19 protein-coding genes and 1 riboswitch are annotated in these 23,519 nt (G+C 67.6%); of the genes, 8 read left to right on the top strand and 11 right to left on the bottom strand.

Translation table 11 applies throughout. The annotated features are described in order from the left end of the window. The first annotated feature begins 1 nt into the window (after window position 1). On the top strand, window positions 2-1,186 hold the full coding sequence (locus GTP55_RS04005) for an MFS transporter (RefSeq protein WP_161043682.1): 1,185 nt from the start codon (window positions 2-4) through the stop codon (window positions 1,184-1,186). Here the strand turns inward: GTP55_RS04005 and GTP55_RS04000 are convergent. Continuing rightward, window positions 1,183-1,869 (bottom strand): alpha/beta fold hydrolase, encoded by a 687-nt coding sequence (locus GTP55_RS04000; protein WP_229257722.1) that lies wholly within the window; start codon window positions 1,867-1,869, stop codon window positions 1,183-1,185. The genes GTP55_RS04005 and GTP55_RS04000 overlap by 4 nt on opposite strands. A 171-nt stretch (window positions 1,870-2,040) precedes the next feature. Here GTP55_RS04000 and GTP55_RS03995 point away from each other — a divergent pair, with 171 nt between their 5' ends. The 3 genes from GTP55_RS03995 to GTP55_RS03985 are packed head-to-tail and all read left to right on the top strand — an operon-like array spanning window position 2,041 to window position 6,893. Further along, window positions 2,041-4,893 (top strand): ATP-binding protein, encoded by a 2,853-nt coding sequence (locus GTP55_RS03995; protein ID WP_161043680.1) that lies wholly within the window; start codon window positions 2,041-2,043, stop codon window positions 4,891-4,893. A 1-nt stretch (window position 4,894) separates the two neighbouring features. After that, a complete protein-coding gene (locus GTP55_RS30335; protein ID WP_161043679.1) occupies window positions 4,895-6,178 on the top strand; it encodes an MFS transporter in 1,284 nt (427 codons plus the stop codon). Between the two features lie 52 nt (window positions 6,179-6,230). Continuing rightward, the gene (locus GTP55_RS03985) at window positions 6,231-6,893 is read left to right on the top strand and encodes a response regulator transcription factor (RefSeq protein WP_161043678.1); all 663 of its coding nucleotides are present in this window, start codon (window positions 6,231-6,233) and stop codon (window positions 6,891-6,893) included. 4 nt (window positions 6,894-6,897) lie between these two features. Here the strand turns inward: GTP55_RS03985 and GTP55_RS03980 are convergent, their stop codons facing one another. From GTP55_RS03980 to GTP55_RS29745, 3 genes are all read right to left on the bottom strand, one after another. Further along, entirely contained in the window at window positions 6,898-8,379 is a 1,482-nt protein-coding gene (locus tag GTP55_RS03980; protein ID WP_161043677.1) for a PepSY domain-containing protein, read from the bottom strand. Continuing rightward, window positions 8,367-10,451, bottom strand: a complete 2,085-nt coding sequence (locus tag GTP55_RS03975) for a TonB-dependent receptor (RefSeq protein ID WP_161043676.1) — start codon at window positions 10,449-10,451, stop codon at window positions 8,367-8,369. The genes GTP55_RS03980 and GTP55_RS03975 overlap by 13 nt, the downstream gene beginning before the upstream one ends. After that, window positions 10,448-10,636: a hypothetical protein gene (locus GTP55_RS29745; protein ID WP_229257721.1), complete on the bottom strand. Its 189-nt coding sequence runs from the start codon at window positions 10,634-10,636 to the stop codon at window positions 10,448-10,450. The genes GTP55_RS03975 and GTP55_RS29745 overlap by 4 nt, the downstream gene beginning before the upstream one ends. Next, a riboswitch (cobalamin riboswitch) is annotated at window positions 10,595-10,813 on the bottom strand. It overlaps the preceding gene by 42 nt. 97 nt (window positions 10,814-10,910) lie before the next feature. Here GTP55_RS29745 and GTP55_RS03970 point away from each other — a divergent pair. Beyond that, window positions 10,911-11,732, top strand: coding sequence for a HoxN/HupN/NixA family nickel/cobalt transporter (locus GTP55_RS03970; protein ID WP_161043675.1), 822 nt, complete (start codon window positions 10,911-10,913; stop codon window positions 11,730-11,732). On the opposite strand, the gene GTP55_RS03965 is transcribed toward GTP55_RS03970, so the two are convergent. The 3 genes from GTP55_RS03965 to GTP55_RS03955 all read right to left on the bottom strand — a co-directional run bounded on the left by GTP55_RS03965 (window position 11,665) and on the right by GTP55_RS03955 (window position 17,095). After that, window positions 11,665-14,625 (bottom strand): sensor histidine kinase, encoded by a 2,961-nt coding sequence (locus GTP55_RS03965; RefSeq protein WP_161043674.1) that lies wholly within the window; start codon window positions 14,623-14,625, stop codon window positions 11,665-11,667. The two genes, GTP55_RS03970 and GTP55_RS03965, sit on opposite strands and share 68 nt — an antisense overlap. Before the next feature lie 128 nt (window positions 14,626-14,753). Next, complete coding sequence (locus tag GTP55_RS03960) at window positions 14,754-16,154, bottom strand: methyltransferase regulatory domain-containing protein (protein WP_267876839.1); 1,401 nt, start codon at window positions 16,152-16,154, stop codon at window positions 14,754-14,756. Between the two features lie 50 nt (window positions 16,155-16,204). Then, on the bottom strand, window positions 16,205-17,095 hold the full coding sequence (locus GTP55_RS03955) for a LysR family transcriptional regulator (protein WP_161043672.1): 891 nt from the start codon (window positions 17,093-17,095) through the stop codon (window positions 16,205-16,207). An 87-nt stretch (window positions 17,096-17,182) separates the two neighbouring features. On the opposite strand from GTP55_RS03955, the gene GTP55_RS03950 reads away from it, so the two are divergent. Continuing rightward, window positions 17,183-18,349 (top strand): mandelate racemase/muconate lactonizing enzyme family protein, encoded by a 1,167-nt coding sequence (locus GTP55_RS03950; protein WP_161043671.1) that lies wholly within the window; start codon window positions 17,183-17,185, stop codon window positions 18,347-18,349. Window positions 18,350-18,355: 6 nt separating this feature from the next. Here the strand turns inward: GTP55_RS03950 and GTP55_RS03945 are convergent, their stop codons facing one another. The 3 genes from GTP55_RS03945 to GTP55_RS03940 form a co-directional block, all read right to left on the bottom strand. Continuing rightward, on the bottom strand, window positions 18,356-20,071 hold the full coding sequence (locus tag GTP55_RS03945) for a glycoside hydrolase family 9 protein (protein WP_161043670.1): 1,716 nt from the start codon (window positions 20,069-20,071) through the stop codon (window positions 18,356-18,358). Between the two features lie 126 nt (window positions 20,072-20,197). After that, on the bottom strand, window positions 20,198-20,437 hold the full coding sequence (locus GTP55_RS29510; protein WP_202423559.1) for a hypothetical protein: 240 nt from the start codon (window positions 20,435-20,437) through the stop codon (window positions 20,198-20,200). Between the two features lie 95 nt (window positions 20,438-20,532). Beyond that, window positions 20,533-21,423, bottom strand: a complete 891-nt coding sequence (locus GTP55_RS03940; protein ID WP_161043669.1) for a LysR family transcriptional regulator — start codon at window positions 21,421-21,423, stop codon at window positions 20,533-20,535. A 99-nt stretch (window positions 21,424-21,522) separates the two neighbouring features. Here GTP55_RS03940 and GTP55_RS03935 point away from each other — a divergent pair, with 99 nt between their 5' ends. Both GTP55_RS03935 and GTP55_RS03930 read left to right on the top strand, forming a co-directional pair. Further along, entirely contained in the window at window positions 21,523-22,338 is an 816-nt protein-coding gene (locus GTP55_RS03935) for a pirin family protein (protein WP_161043668.1), read from the top strand. 22 nt (window positions 22,339-22,360) lie between these two features. After that, the gene (locus GTP55_RS03930; protein WP_161043667.1) at window positions 22,361-22,729 is read left to right on the top strand and encodes a DoxX family protein; all 369 of its coding nucleotides are present in this window, start codon (window positions 22,361-22,363) and stop codon (window positions 22,727-22,729) included. Here GTP55_RS03930 and GTP55_RS03925 read toward each other — a convergent pair. Further along, the gene (locus tag GTP55_RS03925; RefSeq protein WP_161043666.1) at window positions 22,719-23,513 is read right to left on the bottom strand and encodes an isocitrate lyase/PEP mutase family protein; all 795 of its coding nucleotides are present in this window, start codon (window positions 23,511-23,513) and stop codon (window positions 22,719-22,721) included. The two genes, GTP55_RS03930 and GTP55_RS03925, sit on opposite strands and share 11 nt — an antisense overlap. Window positions 23,514-23,519 lie beyond the last annotated feature (6 nt).

Below are 23,519 nucleotides of genomic sequence, written 5' to 3'. Positions count from 1 at the left end.
CATGGATGCCATCGCCCGTCCTGCCGTCCTGGCGCTACGCTCGCTGAGCCTGGCTTACTTCGTGCAGGCCACCGGCGCGCTGTCGGTGGTCGGCAGCCTGGCGGCGATTGCCGCCCAATGGGGACTCAGCGACGCCCAGACCGCGTTGCTGATCACCGTGTTCGGGGTCACCTTCGCGCTGGCCGCGCCGCTGTTGCAGGTGGCGTTCGGCCATCTGCCGCGGCGCCGCCAGGTGCTGATCGGGCTGGCGGTGTTCAGCAGCGCGGCGCTGGCTTTCGCCGTCGCGCCGGACTACCGCGCGCTGCTGGCGGCCCGGGTGGCAATGGGACTGGGCGCCGCGCTGATCGGCCCGGTGCTGGGCGCGCTGGCGGCCGGCCTGGTCGAACCCAGACAACAGGGCAGCGCGATCGCCATGGTGCTGCTGGGGCTGAGCATGGCCGGGCTGGTGGGCATGCCGCTGTCGGCCTGGATGGCGCAAGCGTGGGGCGCGCGGCCGCTGTTCGTGGCGGTGGCTGCGGCCGGCCTGCTGACGGCGCTGCTGATACGCCTGGCGGTGCCGGCACAGGCCGGCGGTCAGGCGATTTCGCTGACCACGCTGGGGCGGGTGCTGACCGATGCGGTGCTGTTGCCGGCCTACCTGGTGGTGTTCTTCATCGCCGCCGGCGCTTACACCACGTATGCGTTCATCGCGCCGATCATCCGCGACGTGTTCCATGGCAGCGCTCATACGGTTTCGGCCGGCATGGCGGTGCTGGGCATGGCCGGTGTGCTGGGCAACCTGTTCGTGGTACGGGCGGCCCGCCGCTACAGCGCCGACGCCATGCTGTTGGCCGGCATGGGCCTGCTGGCGCTGGACCTGCTGCTGTTGCTGGCGCCGCCGACGCTGGCCCTGCTGTTCGGCATGCTGCTGCTGTGGGCCTTTGCCACCGACATCATCTGGCCATCGCAGCAGCGCCGCATCGTGGAGTTGTCGGCCGAACTGCGCGGCGTGGCGCTGGCGGTGACGGCCTCGTTTGTGTTTGCCGGCATCGCCTTCGGTTCGGCGCTGGCCGGGCTGCTGTATGCGCGCTATGGCCACCACGCCAACCTGCTCGGCTCGTTGGGCTTGCTGTTGCTGGCGCTGGCCTTCCTGGCGCTCTCGGCGCGACGCGCGCAAATGCCGGGCTGGCCGCATGCCGCCGATTAGCGCAGGTCGCGCGCCGCGCGGTCGATCAGGGCGGCCACGGCGGCCGGATGAGATTCATGCACTGCATGGCTGCTGCGGGCTGCGGTCACGGCGGCGCCGGCGCGCTGCGCCATGAGCTGTTGCGCCAGCGGCGCAATCATATTGTCTTCGCTGGCCACCAGGTACCAGCTGGGCCTGGAACGCCACGCCGGCATGCCCACCTCGCCGGTAAAGGCGTCCAGTCCCAGCGGCTGCTGGGCGCTGGCCAGGAAAGCGGCGCGTTCCGCTTGCAGGTCGGCGGCGTAGGCGGCGGCAAACTTGGCCTGGTCCAGCCGCACGAACCCGCGCACCGGCGCCAGCATCGGCGGCAGCGGTGCGCCGGGCAACGGCAGGGCGCACAGTTTTTGCACCGACTCGCCGCTGTCGGGCGCAAATGCGGCCAGGTAGACCAGCCGCGCCACCTTGGGATGGTGGCCCGCTTCGGTAATCACCACGCCGCCGTAGGAATGGCCGACCAGCACCACCGGGCCATCCTGTAAATCCAGCACGGCCTGGGTCGCCGCCACGTCGGCCGCCAGCGAGGTGGTGGGATGCTGCACGATGTGCACCTGGTAGCCCTGGGCCGTCAGCAGTTGGTAGACCGGCTCCCAGCCGCTGCCATCGACAAACGCCCCATGCACCAGCACGACATTGTTGACGCGCATTGCTCTCCCCATCTTTTGTATGTGCCCGGCAGTGTGCGCGCTGCGTCAGGCGGCCGCAACCACCTAAACGGGTGGACCGGCCACGGCGCCGGCTGCGGGGCGGCTCAGTTAACTTCACGAAAATAAGTTAAAATCCTGAAGTATTTGCTCAATCACCGTGGTGCTTAATCAATGAATGCCGAGTGGCGCGCTCAATTTGGTCCGTTTACGCTGTCACCGGCCGAACGCCTGCTCGAACAGGATGGCGTCGCCGTCCGGCTGGGCGGGCGCGCGCTGGATGTGCTGATCGCGCTGGTCGCCGCGGCCGGCGCAGTGGTCGCCAAGCGCGACCTGCTGGCCACCGTGTGGCCGAATATGGTGGTCGAGGAAGGCAGCCTGCGCTTCCACATCGTCGCCATCCGCAAGGCGCTGGGCGACAGCGCCGGCCAGCACCGCTACATCGTCAACGTCGCCAACCAGGGATACAGTTTTGTCGCGCCGGTCAACCGCATCGCCGCCGCGTCGGCGCCGGCCGGCCGCGTGGCCGACGCCCGGCCGGACGCGCCGCTGCGGCTGCCGTCGCTGTCGACCCAGGTGCTGGGCCGCGACGAGGAAGTCGGCCTGCTGAGCGCCGCGCTGGCGCGTTACCGGCTGGTGTCGATCGTCGGCGCCGGCGGCATCGGCAAGACCACGGTGGCAATTACCGCCATGCATGCGGCGTCCGCGGACTTCGCCGGCGATGTGCACTTCGTCGATTTTTCCTGCATCACCGCAGCGGAACTGGTGCTAGCCACCCTGGCCGGCGCGCTCGGCATGGCCCACCGCGCCGACGATCCGCGCGCGCTCGAAGCCCATCTGGCCGAGCGCAAGGCGCTGCTGGTGCTCGACTGCTGCGAACACGTGATCGATGCCGTGGCCACGCTGGTCGAGAGCCTGCTGCGCCACTGCCCGGGCATCCGCGTCCTGGTAACCAGCCGCGAAGTGCTGCGCGCCGCCGGCGAGTACGTCTACCGCCTGCAACCGCTGGCCTGCCCGCCCGATGGCGATGGCCTGACCGGCGCCCAGGCGCTGGCCTACCCGGCGGTCAAGCTGTTTGTCGAGCGCGCCGCCGCCGGCGGCCTCGACTTCATGCTGTCGGACCAGGATGCGCCGCTGGTGGCGCGCCTGTGCCGCGACCTGGACGGCATCGCGCTGGCGATCGAACTGGCCGCCAGCCGCATCGACGCGCTCGGCCTGCACGCCGTCACCCGGCATTTTGACGCCGGCGCCTCGCTGTCGTGGCCCGGCCGCCGCACCGCCAACGCCCGTCACCAGACGCTGCGCGCCACGCTCGACTGGAGCTTCAACCTGCTGCCGGCCGCCGAACGGCGGCTGCTGCGCCGGCTGTCGGTGTTGACCGGCACCTTTTCGCTCGATGCCGCCCTCGCCATCTGCTGCCCGGAGCAGGACCAGTTTGCCGCGGTGGAACTGCTGGCCAACCTGGTGTCGAAGTCGCTGGTGGCAGTCAACGCCGGCGGCGCCACGCTGCGCTACCGCCTGCTCGACACCACCCGCTCGTATTGCCGCACCCTGTTGCAGGGGTCGGACGAACTGGCGGCGGTGACGCAGCGCCACGCCGAATTTTTCCAGCGCTGGATCGGCCGCCTCGACGGCCCGTCGCCGCACGCCGAGCTGATCGAACAAGACCTGCCCAATCTGCGCGCCGCGCTGGACTGGTTTCTGCGCGACCGCCAGCACGCCAGCCGCGCGATCGAACTGGCGGCGCAAACCTGCCCGCTGCTGCTGCAACACTCGCAGCTGGTCGAATGCTCGCGCTGGGCGCAGGCGGCGCTGCAGCACCTGCCGCCGGCGCTGGCCGGTTCGCAGCTGGAAATGCGCCTGCAGCGTGCGCTCGGTCAGGCGCTGATGTTCCTCGGCAGCGGCCGCAACGGCCGCGCCAGCGCCGCCTACCGCCGCAGCATCGCGCTGGCCGAGCAGCTGGGCGATTTGGCGGAGCTGCTGCAACTGCTGAGCGGCTACCTGGTGCTGCTGCATCGGGAAGGCGCCTACACCGAGGCGTTGGCCATCGCCCACCAGGCGCAGTCGCTGCTGCAGGGGCGGGACGATCCGCAGGCGCGCTTCATGGTCGATGCGCTGATGGGCGTCTGCCTGCACCTGGTCGGCCAGGTCGAGGCGGCCCGGCGGCACTGGGAAAACTGCTTCAGCTACGCGGCCAGCGCGCCGCACGTGCTCGATTCCAGCGTGGGCTTTGAATACCACATCCGCGCACTGTGCGGCCTCAGCCGCACGCTGTGGCTGAGCGGCCGTCCGGCCCAGGCTTACGCCCTGGCCGCCGAGACCATCCTCAAGGCCAAACACCATGGTCACGCGGTGACCTATTGCCTGGCGCTGATCTGGGCCGGTTCGGTGTACAGCTATGCCGAGGATGTCGAACGCATCACCGCCGTCGCCGACGAACTGGAACGGGTCGGCAAGCAGCATTCGCTGGAACCGTATCGCAATACCGCCGACATCCTGTACGGCCAGGTGCTGCTGCTGCAAGGCCAGCCGGCCGCCGGCGGCGAACGCATCCGCGATGCAGTGGAGTCGCTGCACGCCTACGGCTACGAGATGCTGACCAGCATGGCGCTGACGCTGATGGCCAGGGGCCTGTCCGACCTGGCCCTGCACGCGGCCAGTCTGTCGATGTGCGAACAGGCCGAAGCCACCATCCGGCGCGGCGGCGACCTGCTGCGCCTGCCCGAGTTCCTGACCACGCGCGGCAGATGCCAGGCCAATATGGCGCGCCCTGCCGACGCCGAACAGAGCTTCCTGGCGGCGATGGCGCTGGCGCAGCAACAAGGCGCCTGGTCGGAACAATTGCGCGCCAGCGTGGCGCTGGCGGAATTGCGCCTGGCGCAGGGCGATGCCGACGCGGTGGCGCCGCTGCTGCTGCCGCTGGTGGAGGCCGCCCGGCAAGAGCAGTCACCGGACCTGGCGCGGGCCCGCGCCCTGCTCGGCCATCCGCGCGGCGACGCCGCGCCCGGTGTCCCGGCCGCGCTCTAACATGGCCGCGACGCGTCCCGGCACCGCGATCGTCCTGGCCGCCGTGATCTGCAACGGGCTGGAGTTCTTCGATTTCGTCGCCTATGCGTTCTTTGCGCAAACCATCGGCAAGGTGTTCTTCCCCGGTGCGGGGTCCGCGCTGGCGTTGCTGCTGGCGGTCGGCGTGTTCGGTGTGGGCTTTATCGCCCGGCCGCTGGGCAGCATCGTCATCGGCCGCTATGCCGACCGGGCCGGCCGCCGCCCGGCACTGTTGCTGAGCGCCGTCCTGATGACGCTCGGCACGGTCGCGCTGATGCTGACGCCCGGCTACGCCAGCATCGGCCTGTACGCGCCGCTGCTGATCACGCTGTGCCGGCTGGTACAGGGTTTCGCCCTCGGCGGCGAAACCGGCCCCGCCACCGCCTTTCTGCTGGAGAGCGCGCCGCCCCACCAGCGGGCCACCTATGTGGCGCTGCAAATGGGCAGCCAGGGCATCGCCACCGCACTGGCCGGCGGCCTCGGCATGGGCTTGGCGCTGTCGCTCAGCGCCGCGCAGATGCAGGACTGGGGCTGGCGCGTGCCGTTTGCCATCAGCACCTTGCTGATCCCGGTCGCGCTCTACCTGCGCTTCCAGATGCCCGAAACGCTGCCCAGCCAGGCCGGCGCCGCCAGCGCCGCCACGCATCACGCCGGGCGGCTGCTGTGGCGCAGCCAGCATGTGGTGCTGGGCATCCTGGTGATTGCCGGCGGCACGGTATCGACCTACATCGGCAGCTACATGACCACCTACGGCGCTACCGTGCTGCACCTGCCGCCGGCCGACGCCCTGCAGACGGCCATCGCCACCGGCCTGACCATGCTGGCGGGCGCGCTGCTGGGCGGCCATCTGGCCGACCGCTATGGCCGCTGGCCGCTGATGTTCTGGCCGCGCCTGGCCACGGCGCTGGTCTGCCTGCCGATGTTCAGCTGGCTGATCGCGCACCCGCACGCCATGGCGCTGCAACTCATCTCGGCCACGCTGGCGCTGTTGACCGCGCTCACCGCCGGCGCCGTGCTGACCACCATTTGCGAACTGTTCCCGGCCACCCAGCGCGCCGCGGCGCTGGCGTTGATCTATTCCGTCGGGGTGTCGCTGTTTGGCGGCAGCGCGCAGTTTGTCGTCACCTGGCTGATCGCGCTGACCGGCGACCCGATGGCGCCGGCCTGGTGCATCGCCGCCACCAGCATCGCGGCGCTGGTGGCCACCTGGCGCCTGCCGGAAACCGGCCGCTCACAACTTACAACAAGCGCTAACTCGACGCGGTAGCGCTGACTGGCGATGATTACGACATGTCATCATTAATAGCCAGGAAATTGCAATGAACCTCAACGCAGCCACATCGCGCATCCATGTCGCCGTCCAGATCCGCGAGCCGCTGTTGCAGGCCGGCGCCTGCGCGGCGCTTCAGCAGGCGGGCGACCTCGTCCAGGTCGATACCGGCGGCACGCCGCAGCAGGTGCAGGTGCTGGTGGTGGACGGTGCCGCCATCCCCACGCTGCCGCAACACCTCGCCGCCGGCGCGCATACCTACGCCGGCGCGCGCGTGCTGGTGGTGGTGGCCTGCGCGCGCAACCACGCCATCGAATGTGCGTTCAGCCATGGGATACATGGCGTGATCCTGAGTACCGCCTCGGTCGAGGATTTTATTGCCGGGGTCAAGAGCGTGGCGCGCGGCGACTTCTTCCTGTGCCGCGACCTGGCGCGGCAAGCCCATCTGCCGGGGCGCAACACGCTGACCACCCGCGAGGACGATGTGATGCAGCTGCTGGCCCAAGGCCTGTGCAACAAATCGATCGGACGCCAGCTGGATATCGCCACCGAAACGGTGAAGTTTCACGTCAAATCCATCATGGTCAAACTGAACGCCAGCAGCCGCACCGAGGCCGCCAGCATCGCCATCTCGCAGGGACTGACCGAGCATTTTGCGTTGTCCCTGCCCAAGTGGAAAACCCCTGCCGGCCACTCCGGCAGCCACGCATAGAACGCTAACGCTTGCGCACGCGCCGCCAGCCCAGCGTCACGCCGGCCAGCGTAGCCGTGCCGCCCAGCAGGCACAGGCTGATGACCAGCACGTCCCACAAGGGCCGCGCGCGCAGCACGGCGGCGAAGTCCAGCTGGTGCAGGCCGTTGAACAGCCAGCGGTTCCACTGGCTGTTGCGGTCGGCGTAGCCCACCAGTTGGCCTTGGGCCGGGTCGATGTAGAACGTGGTGTCGTCGGCCAATGCAAATTGCGCGCGCAACACCGGCAGCACGGCGGTGTGGTGATGGCTGTAATGGTAGCTGTCTTCGCTGGTCAGCGTTTGCACTGACTGCAATTGCGCGCCGGGACGCATGGCCTGGATGGCGTGCAGCAGGCGTGCTGGCGGCAGCGGGCCGGCTGAGGCGCCGGTGTCGGCGTCCAGCAGTTGGCGCCGTGCGCGGTCCAACGCGCCCAGATACAGCTGGCCGTCGACGCGCCGCCATGCCAGTTCCAGTGCGCCGGGATGGCGCTCGACGATGTCTGCCGCTGCAATCGACAAATCGTCGCGGTTCAGGGGGCCGCCGGCGAATGCCAGCCGGTCCTGCGCAGTGACGCCCGGCGACGATAGCCAGTCGAACGGCGTGACCGACAGCCAGCCGCTGAACAGCCATGTCATCATCAGCACGCCGACGCTTAGTCCCAGCCAGTGGTGCCATGCCTGCCAGCCGCGATATGGCGAGCGTCGGCCGCCGGCGTAACGGCGGCGCAGGCGCAGGCGCTGGATGCCCAGCACCATGCCGAGCATCACCAGCAACAGGGCCGCGCCGGAGGTCCACATCACCACCTGCCGCCACGGCTGGCCGTGCGTGCGCAAGGGCGTGAAGTAGATCCAGTGGATGACCGACCCGGCCCAGTTCCAGGCACGCTCGCTGCGCGTGGTGTCGCGTACCAGTTCGCCGGTGCGGCTGGAGATGTAGAGCAGGCTGCCCGCCATGTCGTCGGCGTGCACGCGGTACAGCGGGCGGTGATCTTGCAGGCGGCCGAAGCTCCACTGGTCGATGTCGATCAACTCCGCCGACAGTGCCTGCGCGCCTGGCGCGGCGCTGCGGGCGCTGCTCATCGCCAGCTTCGGCGTCACCTGCACCGGCTGGCCGGTGTCGGCCCAGACCGACAGCCAATGACCATCGGCCTTGAAGTGGTAGGCCGGACGCCCTGCGACGGTGGTTATGCGTACTTCGGCCGGCAGCGCCGCCGGCGCGGCGGGATTGGCGCGATTGGGATGCGCGGCGGCCTGCCACGCTTCCCACGCGTTCAGCCGCACCAGCCGCGCATCGATAGGCGCCAGCCACGCCATGCGCTCCTGCTCCGTCAGCGACGGATACGGCACATACATCATGACGATGCCGGAACCGAACCACAGCAGCACCAGCAAGCCAAGCACGATGCCCAGCCAGCGGTGCCACAGGTGCAGCTGACGCTTCCAGAAGGCCACGATCAGTAACGCCACTGCACGGTCAACTCGGCATGGCGGCGATCACCCAGCAGATACTGGCTGTCGCTGTAAGATGTGCTGGCATACAGCTTGTCGGTCAGGTTGCGCAGGTTGAGCTGCACCAGCACATTGCGGCTGTAGTTCCAGCCCAGCGACGCGTCGAACGTCGTATAGGCAGGTATCGCCTGGCTGTTGGCGTTGTCGATGAAACGTTCGCCGACATAGCGCGCGCCGGCCGATGCGCGCCAGCCGTGGTCGCGATAATTGAGCCACAGATTGGCCGACACCTTCGGCACGTCTGAAGGCCGATTGCCGGCGCGCGACAGGTTGCCGCTTTCAATTAGCTGACCGAACTGCGCATCGGTGTAAGCCGCATTCGCTTCCAGGCGCCAGGCCTGGGCCAGCGCCACGCTGGCCGTCACCTCCGCGCCGCGCGAGGTTTGCGAACCGCCCTGCACCGACAACGCCGGATTGGATGGATCGCGCGTGATGATGTCGTCCTTGCTGATGTGGTACAGCGCCACCGTCCATTCGGCCTTGCCGCCGGCCAGCGATTGCTTGACACCCGCCTCCACCTGACGCGCGGAGGTCAGCTTGTAGCGGCTATTGGCCAGATTCAGCGACAGCAGGCTGGTGACCGGATCGCTGCCGGTGCTCACCTGGCCGTACAGCGAAGTATCCGCCGCCAGCTTCCACGTCAGGCCAAGGCGCGCGGCATTTGCTTGCAGCGTCGAGCTGAAACCCGCTGCGCCGAGCAGGCTGACACGATCGACCTTGTAACGGTCATGGCGCAGGCCGGCCAGCAACAGCAGGCTGTCGTTGATGCTGTAGGCGTCTTCCACATACAAGGCATTGGTGACGGTGTGGGTCGAGAAGTTCGGCAGCAGCGGGTCCGGGCTATCGAATACGCCGGGATCGAAGCCGGTCGGCGCCACGGTGGACGAACCGCCGTACGGCGAGTTATTCGTGTGCACGAAGTTGATCACGGCCGCTTCCCAGCCGGCCGCCACCCGATTGGCGCCGTCGTTCCAGCGCGCTTCCAGCCGGTTGCCGGTCTGCTCCTGATCGTGATGGATGGCGATGTAGTCGCTGCGCTCGACCGCATTGGCAGTGGCGTCGTAGTGATAGTACTCGGCGTTGCGCCAGTTGCGGCGCGCCTTCATGTACGCCAGCTCGTTGCTGATCGTGAGCGCCGGCGAATAGCGCCAGGTCAGGCGCGCCAGCGCCTTGTCGTCGGCAAAGTGGATATCGGCGTCGCTGACATCGTAGTTCTGGTCGCGCAGCGCGCGCGACAGGCCGCCGTTCACCAGCGGCGTGCCGAAGTAGCGCTGCGGCTTTTGTTCCAGATGGTCGAGCTGCAGGTCCAGGTCCAGATCGGGCGTCAGCGCGTAGCGCACGCTGGTCAGCACCTTGCCGTGACGCGCATCGCCACGGTCGATCAAGCCGTCGCTGTGGTCCGCGTAGGCGTCGATGCGAAACGCGCCGTGTTCGCCCAGCGCGCCCGTTCCGCCGACGCCGGCGCGTACCGCCTCGCCGCCGATGCCGGCCATCGCCTCGAACGAACTGTTACGGCCAGGCGCCTTGCGCACCGCGTTGATGGCGGCGCCGGTGGTGCCGCTGCCGTACACCACCGAGCCGGGACCGCGCAGCACTTCGATGTAATCATAGCCCCATGGATCGGCCGGATAGGTGGCGGTGCCGGAACCGACCTGCGGGCGCTGGCCGTTTTCCAGCAAGGCGATCGAGCCGTTGCCGGTGAAGCCGCGCGCCGAATAGGCCACGCCATTGCCGGGTGAGCTGATGTCGGTCAGGCCGGTGCTGCGGGTCACCGCATCCTTCACCAGCAGGTCGCCGCGCGCCTGCATGGTGTCGGCGCTGAGGATGTCGACACTGGCCGGCAGTTCCTGCGCCGTCAGATTGAGGCGGCTGGCGGTGCCGCTCTGGCGCGTCAGCCCCAGTCCGGGGTTGCTGGACGTGCCCTGCACGGTGACGGTCTGCATCTCGTCGCCCTGCTGGGCGAAAGCACCGGAGGCGCAAAGCAGGGAAACAATAACGGCAATGCTACGGGAATGCTTGGAATCGGTCATGACGACATCTCGATGATGAATGGTTGGCGGAATCCGCCGCGCAGACGCAGGCGCACCAACACCCACGCGGGAAAGCGCGCAATGACAGTGATGCATGCGGAGAGCGACGAACATCTAACAGGCAAAGCCACACCCCGGGCCTTGCGCATTAATCGTGACTGGCCGGTCTTCTGGCTGGCCTTCATCCTTCGCTGTCCTGGCCTTCCCGCGCGATGCGCAGTGGCGTTCGGTCAACGTCGTCAGGCTTACAGCAGCGGGGGCTGCGCCGGACTGGCGCGCGATGCAAATCGCGCGCGTCACCGGCTTCCCGTTTCACCCCGCAGCTGACAAGCATGCAGGGCACCATTCACGTATGAAGCCGAATTCTACCCGAACGCCCCCGCCGCTGTCATGGCTTGCAAGCGCCAGGACCGGATCATCTCTATAATTAACGCAACTAACTTGCATTAAGGATTGTATATGAACGAAGCGCTGCCGACAATCGAACTGGCCTTGCTGCTCGGTTTGCGCCATGGCCTGGCGCCCGATCACCTGGCCGCCATCGACGGCTTGACCATGCGCGCGCAGCCGGCCAGCGCGCCCTGGATGGGTGCCCTGTTCGCGCTGGGCCATGGCGCGGTGGTGCTGCTGATGGTAGCGCTGACCAGCATGGCGTCGGCCTGGCTGCAACCGGCGCCTGCCTTGCTGGGCGCGCTGAATGCCCTGGAATGGCTGCCCGGCTTGCTGCTGTTGACGCTGGCGGTGCTGAATGCGCGCGGCCTGATCTGGCCGCAGCAGGCACGCGGCCGCAGCGCGCTGGCGGCGCGCCTGCTGGCGCCATTGTCGGCGGTCGGTCCCGCGGTCGCGCTGGGGGTCGGTATGCTGTTCGCGCTAGGGGTGGAAAGCATGTTGCAGGCGTTCGCCTGGGGCTATGCCGCCAGTACGCTGGCGGGCGGCGCCTGGAGCGCATTGCCGGCGGCCGGCGTGTTCGTGCTGGGGATGGCGCTGACCGACACGCTGGACGGCTATGCCACGGCGCGCATCGCCGCCAGCGCCGGCGCCCAAGCCATTCAGCGCTTCCGCCGCCGCATCGGCTGGCCGATCGTCATCCTGTGCGCGGTCAGCGGGGTGCAGCTGCTGACCGCAAAACTGTGCGCCAGCTGCGCACCGGAAGAAGACTGGATGAACCGGCTTGGGCTGGGCATGGCGCTGGCCACGCTGGCGCTGTATGCGTTCAGCTGGTGGCGTGGCTGGCGGCCGGCCGGTAGGCCCGCGCGGCCGGAATCGAAAAGCACACGCTGACGCCGCCCTGCGCGCCCGGGCCGATGTCGATGGCGCCGCCGAGCCGCGCGATGCGCTCGCGCATGCCGATGATGCCCCAGTGGCCGGCGGCGGGCTGCTGGCCGATGCCGAGGCCGACGCCGTCATCGACCACCGCGCCTTCCAGCGCCAGCGCGCCGAAGTGCAGCGCCACCGCGATGCGGCTAGGCTGCGCGTGGCGCGCGCTGTTACAGACCGCTTCGCGCAGCACGTAGGCGATTTCGCCGGCGGCGTCGTCCTGCAAGGGCCGCACTTCACCGGTGGTGACGAAGCTGGTCGCCAGCTCGGCGCCGGCGGCGGTGGCGACCACCGCCGCCTTCAGTTCGGCGAACAGTTCTTCGCAGCTCGGCATGCGCCGCAACGCCACCACTTCGTCGCGGGTGCTGGCGACCAGTTGCTCGGCGTAGTCCAGCACCTTGTCGAGCTTGGATTGCAGGTCCGGCTCCTGCGGCATGCGCTCGTTGAGCGTATGGAAGCGCAAAATCAGCGTCTGCGCCGCCTGCAGCAGGTTGTCATGCAGGGAGCGGGCGATGCGGCCGCGCTCCTGCAGCGTGGCTTCCAGCCGGGCACCCGCGCGCGCCTCCGCCAGCGCCAGCGCACGCTGCTTGACGACGGCGATCCGCCAGCGGTACAGCAAGGCCACGGCGAGCAGCGCCAGCAGCGTGCACAGCACCTGGAACCACGCACGCTGCCAGAACGCCGCCTGGATGGTGAAGCGCAGCTCGGCGCCCTGCAGATTCCACACGCCGTCCTCATTGGCGGCGATCACCTGGAAATGGTAGGGGCCGGGACGCAGATTCGTGTAGTGCGCGCTGCGCTCGCCCGTGACTTCGCGCCAGCCGGCGTCCACGCCTTGCAGCCGGTACTTCAGGCGCACCCGCTCCGGCACCGCCAGCGAGGTGGCGGTGAAGCTCAGATCGATGGCGGTGGTGTGTTGCGGCAGCAGCATGCCGTTGGCCGGACGCCAGTCGTCCCGCCCCGCGCGCAGGTTCTGGATCAGGACCGCCGGGGCATGCGGATTGCGGGGGATGCCGGCCGGATCGATCCAGCCGGCTTGGGATACCGTGGCGTAATAGACGCGCCCCCGGCTGTCCACACTGAGCGACGGCAACGGCCGCACGGCGGCAGCAATGCCGCTGACCCCGTCTTCAAAGTTGAACAATTCGGTGGCCAGCGGCGCCGCCGGCGCGTGCCAGAATGCCTGCAGCGCGCTGGCCGCCACCACCACCAGCCCACTGTTGCAATGGATCCAGAGCTGACCGAGGCGGTCGCGCACCAGACCGCTGACCTGCTGGACCAGGCCGTCGCGCTCAAAGCGCAGGGCGCGCGCGCGGCTGCCGTCGATCCACGTCACGCCGTTTTCGCCGCCGACCAGCACGCGGCCGCCGACGTCGGCCATCGCCAGCACATTGCCCACCTGGACCTGGCCGGCCGGCAGCAGCGTCAGCGCCTGCGGCGTCAGCGTGCCGAGGCGGTTGTTGGTCAAGCCCAGCCACACCTGGCCACGGCTGTCGCGCAGCATGCTGATCGGGGTCGGATCCTGCAGTCCCTGCAGCCGCTGGTCCTGGCGCCATTGGCCGTGCTCAAGCGTCCACAGGCCATGGCGCGCAATCGACACCAGCAGCTTACCGTCCGCGTCCAGCGCCAGCGCCTGCACTTCGAATGCCTTGTCCAGCTGCGCGGGGTAGGCCCAGAACCGCTCGGCGCCGGCATGAAATTCCCATATGCCACCCGGCACAGCGACCCACACGTGGTCCGCCGCCGCGCGCAGTATCGCGGTCGCCGCCTTCATGCGGGTGGGCCGGCTGCTCCCGTCCGGGCGCACCCGCAACATCGGCTTGGTGTAGCCGCCCATCCACATTTCATCGTCCAGGCCTGGCTGCACCAGCCAGATATAATCCTTCCTCTTGACGCGATGAAAGCGCTGCAGGCGGAATTTCTCCACGCCCTCCAGCGTGGTCTGCCAGAAATTACCTTCCCGGTCACGGTACATGCTGACGCCCACGGCCCCACTGCCGGCGCCGGCGCCATAGCCGGACACCGGCGGATAGAATTCCGATTCGTACCAGGTGCCGTCGGCGCGCTGGAGCAGGCGGGAGAATCCCTCGCCGCGCGTCGCCACCACCGTGCCGTTGGGCCCTTCAACGATGGTCTGGTACAACTTCGCGTTGGCGAGTTTGAGCGGCTCGGACTTGCCGTCGGCGCTCAGGATGACAAAGCTGCCGTCGGCCCGCTTGACATGCATGCGCCTCATGAACAGATTTGCCGCGCCGCGTCCGCCGTATTTCATGACGAACCTGAAGTCTTCGGCGCCTTTGGGCAACACATAAATCTCGTCGCCGGTGAGGGCCCACAACGCGCCATCCTTGTCGAACCAGGTACTTTCCAACATCCCCGGGATCGCGCGGCGCCCCACGGCGATCCACTTGCCGTCTTTCAGACGTACCATGCTGGTGGTGGTGCCGGCGTACCAATTGCCGTCAGGGTCAACGCTGATGGTGCGCGTCGTACCGAGCGGAAAATCGACGCCGGCCACATAGTCCCGCGCCCCGCTGGGCGAGATGATGCTGATGCCGCCGAAATTGTAGCCCACGCCAACACTACCGTTGCGATGGACGTTCACGACATTGGTATTGATCGACAGCAGCTTGTGGCCGTAGATCTGGTTTTCCTGCTTGAATTTGATGCCGTCAAAGCTATACAGGCCGGTCGGCGACGCAAACCACATCAGACCATCGGCGGTCTGCTGGATGCCGATCGCAGCGCCAGGCGCGCCATCGACCAGCGTCCAGCGCCGGCGTTCGAACGACAGATCGTCGGCCGGCCCGGCCGCCAGCGCGGGCAGGCTGGCCAGCGCCCATACCAGGGTCCCCACCAACCGGCTCCACCGCATACTTCCCCCTGTTGTACGGAACGCAATCCTCCAGTATATAGGCTATGGCAGAGCTACATAAGGGGCACCGCGAGAAGTCCGCCAGCCAGACGGGCGGTGTGGGCCGCACCTCACAGCAGTTGCAGCGTGCGCCACAGCGGCAAGCCGGTGGCCAGGAATTCGCGTGCGTGGGACTCCAGCAGCGCCTGATTGTCCTGCTCCGATTGCAGCGTGACGCCGTCGCGTTGCAGGCGCCGTCCGCTCGGCGCCATGATCTGCCAGGCCACCCGCGCCAGGCCTTGCGGCGTCAACCCGGCCTGCTGCTGAATGGCCGCCAGGAACAAGCGCTGCAGGAAGTTGGCCGCGATGCCCGTACTTAGCAACGGCGCACACAACGCCTGATGTTCGTCGCCATAGCGGGTCTGCGCCGCCAGTGTGGCGTTCAGACGCGCCGCTGCGGCGTGGTCGGCGCCTTGCGCGGCAGGGAAATAAAACGCCGCCTGGCTGGAGGCCGTCAGCAATGCCGCCACCTGCACCAGTGCGTGGAGATTCTGTCCCGCCAGCGCCGGCAACTGCTGCAGTTCGGCCAGCGTGTGCGGGCGCTGCGCCAGCGTGTCGAACACCACGTTGTACAGTTCTTCGCGGCCATTCACTTCGCCGAGCGTCAATTTCATCTTGGCCGAGGCGGCGGCGCGCGGCACCGTCAGCGCCAGCCCGACCTGCGCCAGCAGTTCGCTCTGCCGGCGCGCGCCGATGCGCTGGGCGCCGCGTACGAAGACGTCCTTGCGAAAGCTGGTGTTGAGCAGGTAGTCCTTCAGCGTTTCGCGCATTTCCGGGTGCGGCAGGCGTTCGATCAGTTGCCGCTGTTCTTCGTTGAGGAACACCAGCGGATAGGCATACGCCAGGTCGGCCTGGCCGGCAAACGTCATCTTGGCCTCCGCCAGGTCGCGCGCCATGTCGGCGTGGAACAGCGGTTGCCAGTGCTTGTGCAGATACTCGTGCACCAGATAGTGCGGGCTGGCGGTGTTCAGGCTGTCGAGCCGCACCTTGAGTCCGGGATTGGCGGTCAGGTAGCCGGCCTTGACCGCCTCCAGCTGGGCGACGAATTCGGTCGCGCCCTTGATCTGCAGGTCGCTGCGGCTGGGGAAGGCGTCGGCATATTCCACCAGCAGGCGTTGCAGCGGCAGCGCCGGCGCCCAGCCCGGCATGGCGTTGTAGCTCAGGTAGACCACCCCGCCCGGCTTCAGGTAGCGGTTGATGAAATTGACGATGTGCCGGCGGTTCGCCGCCGTCACCCAGCTGTAGATGCCATGCAGCGTGATGAAGTCGAACTGCGGCAGCGCGGCTTTGGCCTGGCCATTGGCCAGTTCCTCGAAGCTGTTTTCCAGCAGCGTCAGGTTGGTCAGCTGTGCCTGTTTTGCCAGCGCGCTGGCGCCGGCCACGTGGACCGGGTTGAAGTCGGCCGCGTAGAACTGGCCGTTGGGATGGCTGGCGGCCACCAGCTGGGCGGTGAGACCGCGGCCGAAGCCCAGTTCAGGTTCGAATGCCGGTGCCCCCCATCACACTGAATTTTGTTAAAAAGTCATTGGAATTCCGCCACCAGGAAATCGATGAAGGCGCGCATCTTGGCCGGCAGGTTGCTGCGGCTGAGGTAGTACAAATAGAGGTCGGCCGGCGGCAGCGTGTAGCCGGGCATGACTTCGCGCAGGCGGCCGCTGGCCAGGTATTTGGCGGCGTCCCATTCGGAGCGCTGCACGATGCCGTGGCCGTCCAGCGCCCAGTTGAGGACGATGTCGCCATCGTTGCTGGAGACGGCGCCGCGCACTTTCACCAGTTCCACCGCGCGGCCTTTGTGCAGCCGCCAGGTGCCGTAGACGTCGTCGTTCTGGCGGTGCAGGATGCAGCGGTGGCGGTGCAGTTCCTGCGGCGTCTGCGGCTCCCCCGCTTGCTTCAGGTAGGCTGGCGAGGCGCACAGGAAGCGCCGGTTCGGCATCAGCTTGCGCGCGGTCAGGCGCGTGTCGGGCAGCTCGCCGAAGCGGATCGCCAGGTCGTAGGCTTCTTCCACCAGGCTGATCGGGCGGTCGGTCAGGTGCAGTTCCACCTCCACTTCCGGGTAGGCGTGGGCGAAGCGCGAGACGATCGGGGCGATGCGGGTGCGGCCGAAGCCGGGCGTGGCGTTGACGCGCAGCAGGCCCTTGGGCACGGCGCGGCCGCTGGCCACCGATTCTTCCATGTCGCGGATGCGGTTGAGAATGTCGCTGGCCTGCGCCAGGTAGGCCTCGCCCTCGTTGGTCAGGCTGATACGGCGGGTGGTGCGGTTGACCAGCCGCACGCCCAGCTTCTGCTCCATCTGGCTGAGGCGCTTGGTGACCGCCGGCGGCGTGACGCCCAGCTCGCGCGCGGTGGCGCTCATGCTGCCCAGCTTGGCCAGCAGGACGAAGAAGTGCAGGTCGGGCGCCGTTTCGATCTTCATTTTAAGTGAATAATGGTTTTAATTGCGGTTAATTATAAAGGATCGATTCAAGAGTAAGCTGTCACCATCTTGAACAGGAGAACCTCCATGCGCATCGTCGAAATCCGCGAAAAAACCGTCCCGATCAGCTCCCCCATCCGCAACGCCTACATCGACTTCAGCAAGATGACGCTGAGCCTGGTGGCGGTGGTGACCGACGTCATCCGCGACGGCAAACCGGTGATCGGCTACGGCTTCAATTCCAACGGCCGCTACGGCCAGGGCACGCTGATGCGCGAACGCTTTATCCCGCGCATCCTGGAAGCCGATCCGGCCAGCCTGGTCGACGACCGCGGCAACAATCTCGATCCGCACAAGATCTGGAACTGCATGTTCACCAATGAAAAACCGGGCGGTCACGGCGAGCGCTCGGTGGCCATCGGCACCATCGACATGGCGGTGTGGGACGCGGTGGCCAAGATCGAAGGCAAGCCGCTGTTCCAGCTGCTGGCCGACCGCTACGGCAACGGCCAGGCCGACCGCAATATCTTCGTCTACGCGGCTGGCGGCTACTACTATCCGGGCCAGGACCACGGCAAGCTGAAGGACGAAATGCGCAGCTACATCGACCGCGGCTACACGGTGGTCAAGAAGAAGATCGGCGGCGCTTCGCTGGATGAAGACCTGCGCCGCATCGACTCCGTGCTGAGCGTGCTGCAAGACGGCCAGAAACTGGCGGTGGACGCCAACGGCCGCTTCGACCTCGACACGGCGATCCGGTACGCCAAGGCGCTGTCGCAATACGATCTGTTCTGGTACGAGGAGCCGGGCGATCCGCTCGACTTCGAACTGCAGGCGACGCTGCGCAACTACTACCAGAATCCGATGGCGACCGGCGAAGACCTGTTCTCGATGCAGGACGCGCGCAACCTGATCCGCTACGGCGGCATGCGCGCCGACCGCGACTGGCTGCAATTCGACTGCGCGCTGAGCTACGGCCTGGTGGAATACCTGCGCACGCTGGACATGCTGCGCGAACACGGCTGGTCGCCGCAGCGCTGCATCCCGCACGGCGGCCACCAGATGTCGCTGAACATCGCGGCCGGCCTGGGCCTGGGCGGCAATGAATCGTACCCGGACCTGTTCCAGCCGTACGGCGGCTTCCCCGACGGCGTCAAGGTCGAGAACGGCTACATCCTGCTGCCGGAACTGCCGGGCATCGGTTTTGAAGGCAAGGCCGACCTGTACCGCGAGATGGTCAAGCTGGCCGGCTAGGCTTCACTACTGCGCCGCCGGCGTCAGCGCCTGCAGGCCGGCCGACACATACACCAGCGGCGCGTTCCAGTTGATGGCGATTTCGTTGCTGGCGTAGGAGCAGGCGTGGTCCAGGTAGGAACGCGCCGGCAGCGCCGACGGGTACGGCTGGGGACAGTCCTGCTTGTCCTGCTGGCCCGGCTGCGGGCCGCCCACCAGCCAGCCCGGCACCGGCGCGGCGATACCGTCGGCCACCGATGGCCGGTGATGCGGATGCAGCGCCGAACGCGCGCCGTAGCCGGTCACGAAGGACAGCTCGACGGCGTTGCGGCCCAGCACATAATCCAGCCCGGACTGGGCGGCGTCCAGATAAGCGCGCTTGCCGTTCAGGCGGTAGGCGTGCAGCAGCACCATGGCCTGGTTCAGCACCACGGCGTTACTGCCCCACACATAATCCTGTTTTTGCAGCGTGATGCCGTAGGGCGATTGCTGCCACGCGGCGGCCAGCTGCTGCGCCAGTCCGTCGACGCGGCGGGCGATCAGCGCCTGGTCGGCAGCGGCGCCGAGCGCCTTGCGGTGCCGTGCCAGCGACAGCCACGCCAGGCCGCGCACGTCGCTCCACGACGGCACAGTCGCCGCCAGGTCCGGCGCATGCAGCGCCTGGTAGTAGGCAGCGTCGCCGGTGGTGATGTACAGCTCGGCGGCGGCCCAGGCCTGTTCGTCGCTGACGTCGTTATCGGCGTATTCGCCGGTGGCGACGTCGGCCGGCTGGCGGTAGTAGTCGCGCGGATGGGCCTGCGCCCAGCGCCACGCCTGCTGCGCGGCCGCGCGCATGCGGGTTGACAGGGCCGCGTCGTATGGCGCGTAGACGCGGCTGGCGGTGGCCATGACGGCGGCGAAATCGAGCGCGGCGGCGGTGGTCTTCTGCACCACGTAGCGCGGCTGCGTCGCCTGCGCCGGCATCACCATGCCGTCGAAGCGCAGGTTGGTCAGCTTGTGGTAGACGCCGCCGTCGGCCGGGTCCTGCATGGTCAGCATCCAGTCCAGGTTCCAGCGCGCTTCGTTGAGAATGTCCGGCACGCCGTTGCCGCTTTCCGGCAGGTTCAGGCGCTGCGCCTGGAAGTAGGCCGGGAAGTCTTCGTAGGCGGCCAGCAGCGTGTAGGTCGAGATGCCGGAGTTGACGATGTATTTGTTGTAGTCGCCGGCGTCGTACCAGCCTTTCGGGCTGGAGATGCTGCTGCCGGCGGGACGCGACGGCGAGGCGGCGGAGACGTGGATCAGCACTTGCGTGTCCGGGTGGCCGGCGGCGCGGGCGTAGATGCCGGCATGGGCGGCGTCCAGCGCGATGCCGGCGCGGTTGAAGTAGTAGGCTTTGAGGGCGGCCGCGTTGACCGCTTGATAGGCGCTGGCGCTGATCTCGAAAGGCGGCGAGTCGGGCAAGCCGGCCACGCGCAGCTGGTAGCGGCCTGGCGTTTGCAGGCTGGCGAAGCGCGCCAGCCGTACCGTGTCGCCGGATTCCGGCACGTTGACGGCCGGGCCCAGCGTGCCGGATTGCACCACCGTATCGCTGCCGGCGCGCACGATGCTGAACGCGGCGGCAGCGCCTTGCGCTGCCGCCGCCGGCACCACCGCGACCTTGTCCGCGCCGGGCAGGAAGCCGAGCTGGTTGAGCTTGATGCCGTCGGCTGCTGTGGCGGTAACGCCCGCGCTGGCCAGCGCCAGCAGGGTGATGATCTGTCGCATATGTCTCCTCTGTTATTTTGAAACCGTTTTCAGAAGATCATCGCGTACTTTGGCCGCTAGCGCAATCGATTCCGGCAGCCGGCGGCGGCCGGCGCATCGGCCCCGGCCCCGGCGCAGGGAGGGCCGCTACTTGCGCGCGGTGCTGCGGCGACTGCTGCGGTGGGCGACGCGGTGCTTGCGGCGTGAGGCCGCGCGGCGCACCGGTTTATGATGGTATTTTTCGGTCTCGCCGCTTGCCGCGCGCTGCTTGTTGACGATGCGCGAGGCGACTTCTTCTTCCCGGCCTTTGTAGCGGCCCTCTTTCTTGAACTGGCGCTCCAGTTTCTGATATTCGTGCTCGCGCTTGGGACTGGCTCCGCGTGGCATGGCAACCTCCTTGTGTCAATGACTGAGGTGTTCCATCATGCACGCCGGCCGCCGCCGGGTAAGTTCGCTGCTTCACGCAAGCGCGGCTTACCGCGCTAGTTCTGCTTCAGGTGGTTGACGAACCAGCGCCCCGCCGGTCCCGGCGGGTGATCCTTCATATGAATCGCGTGCATCGAGAAGCCCGGCCCCAGCCGCGCGTGCAGCTCGATGTCGATGCGCACTAGCTTGCCGCTGCGCAGGTCGTCCTCGACCATGTGCAGCGGCATATAGCCCCAGCCCAGTCCGGCCTTGAGGAAGGCGTGCTTGGCGCCGAGATCGGCCAGGCGCCAGGTCTGGGTCGACATGACGCCGAAGTTGCGCCCGGCCGTCAGCGTGGAGCGGTCGGTCAGCACCAGCTGCACATGCTTGCCGGCCTCCTCGTGCGGAATCGGCCCGGCGAGCGCGGCCAGCGGATGAGTCGGCGCCACCACCGCCACCGCCGCCACGCTGAGCAAAAATTCCGAGGCGCAGCCGGCCGGAATCTCCGGCAGCGAACCGATGATGGCAACCCGGCAGTGGCCGTCCAGCAGCGGCTGCACCACCGCGCCCAGCGCTTCCACATACAGCCGCAGCGGCGTGGCGGGAAACTGCTGCTGGAACGCCTGCACCGCCGCCGTCAGCGTGGCGATCGGGAACATCACGTCCACCGCTACCGCCAGTTCCGGCTCCAGCCCTTCGGCCAGCGTGCGCGCCTTCGCCTTGAAGGCGTTCATGCCGTCTACCGCCGCGCGCGCCTGTTCCAGCAGGGCGGCGCCGGCTTCGGTCAGGCGCGGGTAGCGGCCGGTGCGCTCGAACAGCGCGAAACCGACCTGCGCCTCAAGGTTGGCCAGCGCGGTGCTGACCACCGATTGCGCGCGCCGCAGCTTGCGGCCGGCGGCGGAAAAGCTGCCTTCGTCGGCGGCGGCGATGAAAGTGCGCAATTGGTCGAGCGACATGGCGTCCAGCATCTATCTACTCCTTGGATATGATGCATCGAATTATATAGGCTACCCAGATGGATCGGCACGGACTAAGATGCACCTCATCATGCAACAACAGGAGCCATCATGAACCAACGTAACGTTGCTTTCCGCACCGCCGGCCATACACGTGGCCCGATCACGCGCCTGGCCAGTCCCGGCGATGCAGGTGAGCTGATCAAGCCTTTCGTCTTCCTCGACCGCTTCCACCTGCCCGTCGGCGACGGCGGCAAGATGGGCATGCATCCGCATTCGGGCATCGCCACCATCACGGTGCTGCTGGACGGCGCCATCGAGTACCGCGAGACCACCGGCGCGCAAGGCGTGCTGCGCACCGGTGGCGTCGAGTGGATGAACGCCGGCAACGGCGTCTGGCATGACGGCGGCCTGGCCGAGGGCGAAAGCGCACTCGGTTTCCAGCTGTGGCTGGCGCTGCCGCCGGAAGATGAAAACGGTCCATGCGACAGCCGCTACCTGTCTTCCGATCAGGTGCCAAGCGTGGGGCCAGCCCGCATAATCCTTGGTCGACATGGCGATGCGGCCAGCCCGATCCAGCCGCGTGCGTCGCTCAGCTATCTGCACGTCAAGCTGGCCGACGGCGAGCGCTGGACGTACACGCCGCCGGCCGGCCATACGGTGGCCTGGGTGGCGGTGGCGAATGGAGCGCTGCGTAGTGGCCGCACCACCATCGGCCGCGAGCTGGCCGTGTTCGAGGAAGGCGCAGCGGCGCTGGAGTTTGTCGCGGAAGGGGCGAGCGAGTTCGTGCTCGGCTCGGCGGTCAAGCATCCGCACGATCTGGTCACCGGCTATTACTCGGTGCATACCAATGCGGCGGCGCTGGCGCAGGGCGAGCAGGAAATCCAGCGCATCGGCAAACAGCTGCGCGCTGCAAACTTAATTTAATCATTCATCAGGGATCACGAACATGAACAACAACACCATCTCGATCATCGGCCGCGTGCTGCTGGCCACCATTTTCGTCTTCAGCGGCATCGGCAAGATCATGGCGCCGGCCGCCACCATCGGCTACATCGCTTCGTCCGGACTGCCGTTTGCCACGCTGGGCTTTGCCATCGCGGTGGCAGTGGAACTGGGTGGCGGCCTGGCGCTGGCGTTCGGCTTCCAGACCCGCATTGTGGCCGCCATCCTGGCTGCATTCTCGATCGTTACCGCGCTAGCCTTCCACAACAACCTGGCCGACCAGAATCAGCTGATCAATCTGCTGAAGAACTTCGCCATGGCAGGCGGCCTGTTGCAGATCGTGGCGTTCTACGGCAACAAGGCTAAGGCTTAAGGAACAATGCCTGCAGGTCGCCGTACGGCATGGCCCTGGCGATCAGCGGGCCGGCGCTGCCGGTGTCCAGGAAGCCCTTGGCCATGCCGGCGGCGACCGACCACAGCGCCTGAGAAATGCCGCTGCCGGCGCTCAGGCGCACCACGCCCAGTTGCAGCAATTCGGCCGCTGGCGGCAGGCCCGGCCAGTCCATGACGTTGAGCGGCAAGCCGGCGTCGGCGGCGACGGCCTTGATGTCGTCCGGCAGGCAGATGGCGGGCACGAACAGGCCGTCAGCGCCGGCGGCCTTGTACAGCGCGGCGCGCTGCAGCACTTCGGCCACGCGCTCGCCTTCCGGCGCCAGCCCTTTCAGATACACATCGGTGCGGACGTTGACAAAAATATCCCGCTCCGACTGCGCGGCCAACGCCTTGATGGCGCGGATCTTGTCGGCCAACAGCGCCGGCGCGTCGTTGCCGTCTTCCAGGTTGATGCCGGCCACGCCGACGTGGATCAGCCGCAGCACATTGCGCGCCACCTGTTCCGGGTCAGCCGCATAACCATTTTCAAAATCCACCGACAGCGGCACCGTGATCACGCGGGCGATGTTGGCCGCCACCGCGATGGCGCTGTCGACCGGAAGATGGTCGTTGTCGGCATAGCCCTGCGCCCACGCCACGCCGGCGCTGGTGGTGGCGATGGCGGCCGCGCCCAGGCTTTCGAACAGGCGCGCGCTGCCGGCGTCCCAGGCGTTGGGCAGGTGTAGCAGCTGGCGGCCATCGTGCAGTTGCTTGAATACGCTCATACAATC

The organism is Duganella margarita (assembly GCF_009857535.1).
Lineage (GTDB): Bacteria > Pseudomonadota > Gammaproteobacteria > Burkholderiales > Burkholderiaceae_D > Rugamonas > Rugamonas margarita.
Note: the sequence above shows the minus strand (reverse complement) of the source record. Positions and strands in the feature narration are given on the sequence as shown.

What these genes read in the sequence shown, in the direction of transcription:
- GTP55_RS04005 (WP_161043682.1), top strand. Translation starts at nt 2, where the DNA reads ATGGATGCCATCGCCCGTCCTGCCGTCCTGGCGCTACGCTCGCTGAGC.
- GTP55_RS04000 (WP_229257722.1), bottom strand. Translation starts at nt 1,869, where the DNA reads ATGCGCGTCAACAATGTCGTGCTGGTGCATGGGGCGTTTGTCGATGGC.
- GTP55_RS03995 (WP_161043680.1), top strand. Translation starts at nt 2,041, where the DNA reads ATGAATGCCGAGTGGCGCGCTCAATTTGGTCCGTTTACGCTGTCACCG.
- GTP55_RS30335 (WP_161043679.1), top strand. Translation starts at nt 4,895, where the DNA reads ATGGCCGCGACGCGTCCCGGCACCGCGATCGTCCTGGCCGCCGTGATC.
- GTP55_RS03985 (WP_161043678.1), top strand. Translation starts at nt 6,231, where the DNA reads ATGAACCTCAACGCAGCCACATCGCGCATCCATGTCGCCGTCCAGATC.
- GTP55_RS03975 (WP_161043676.1), bottom strand. Translation starts at nt 10,451, where the DNA reads ATGACCGATTCCAAGCATTCCCGTAGCATTGCCGTTATTGTTTCCCTG.
- GTP55_RS29745 (WP_229257721.1), bottom strand. Translation starts at nt 10,636, where the DNA reads ATGAAGGCCAGCCAGAAGACCGGCCAGTCACGATTAATGCGCAAGGCC.
- GTP55_RS03970 (WP_161043675.1), top strand. Translation starts at nt 10,911, where the DNA reads ATGAACGAAGCGCTGCCGACAATCGAACTGGCCTTGCTGCTCGGTTTG.
- GTP55_RS03955 (WP_161043672.1), bottom strand. Translation starts at nt 17,095, where the DNA reads ATGAAGATCGAAACGGCGCCCGACCTGCACTTCTTCGTCCTGCTGGCC.
- GTP55_RS03950 (WP_161043671.1), top strand. Translation starts at nt 17,183, where the DNA reads ATGCGCATCGTCGAAATCCGCGAAAAAACCGTCCCGATCAGCTCCCCC.
- GTP55_RS03945 (WP_161043670.1), bottom strand. Translation starts at nt 20,071, where the DNA reads ATGCGACAGATCATCACCCTGCTGGCGCTGGCCAGCGCGGGCGTTACC.
- GTP55_RS29510 (WP_202423559.1), bottom strand. Translation starts at nt 20,437, where the DNA reads ATGCCACGCGGAGCCAGTCCCAAGCGCGAGCACGAATATCAGAAACTG.
- GTP55_RS03940 (WP_161043669.1), bottom strand. Translation starts at nt 21,423, where the DNA reads ATGCTGGACGCCATGTCGCTCGACCAATTGCGCACTTTCATCGCCGCC.
- GTP55_RS03935 (WP_161043668.1), top strand. Translation starts at nt 21,523, where the DNA reads ATGAACCAACGTAACGTTGCTTTCCGCACCGCCGGCCATACACGTGGC.
- GTP55_RS03930 (WP_161043667.1), top strand. Translation starts at nt 22,361, where the DNA reads ATGAACAACAACACCATCTCGATCATCGGCCGCGTGCTGCTGGCCACC.
- GTP55_RS03925 (WP_161043666.1), bottom strand. Translation starts at nt 23,513, where the DNA reads ATGAGCGTATTCAAGCAACTGCACGATGGCCGCCAGCTGCTACACCTG.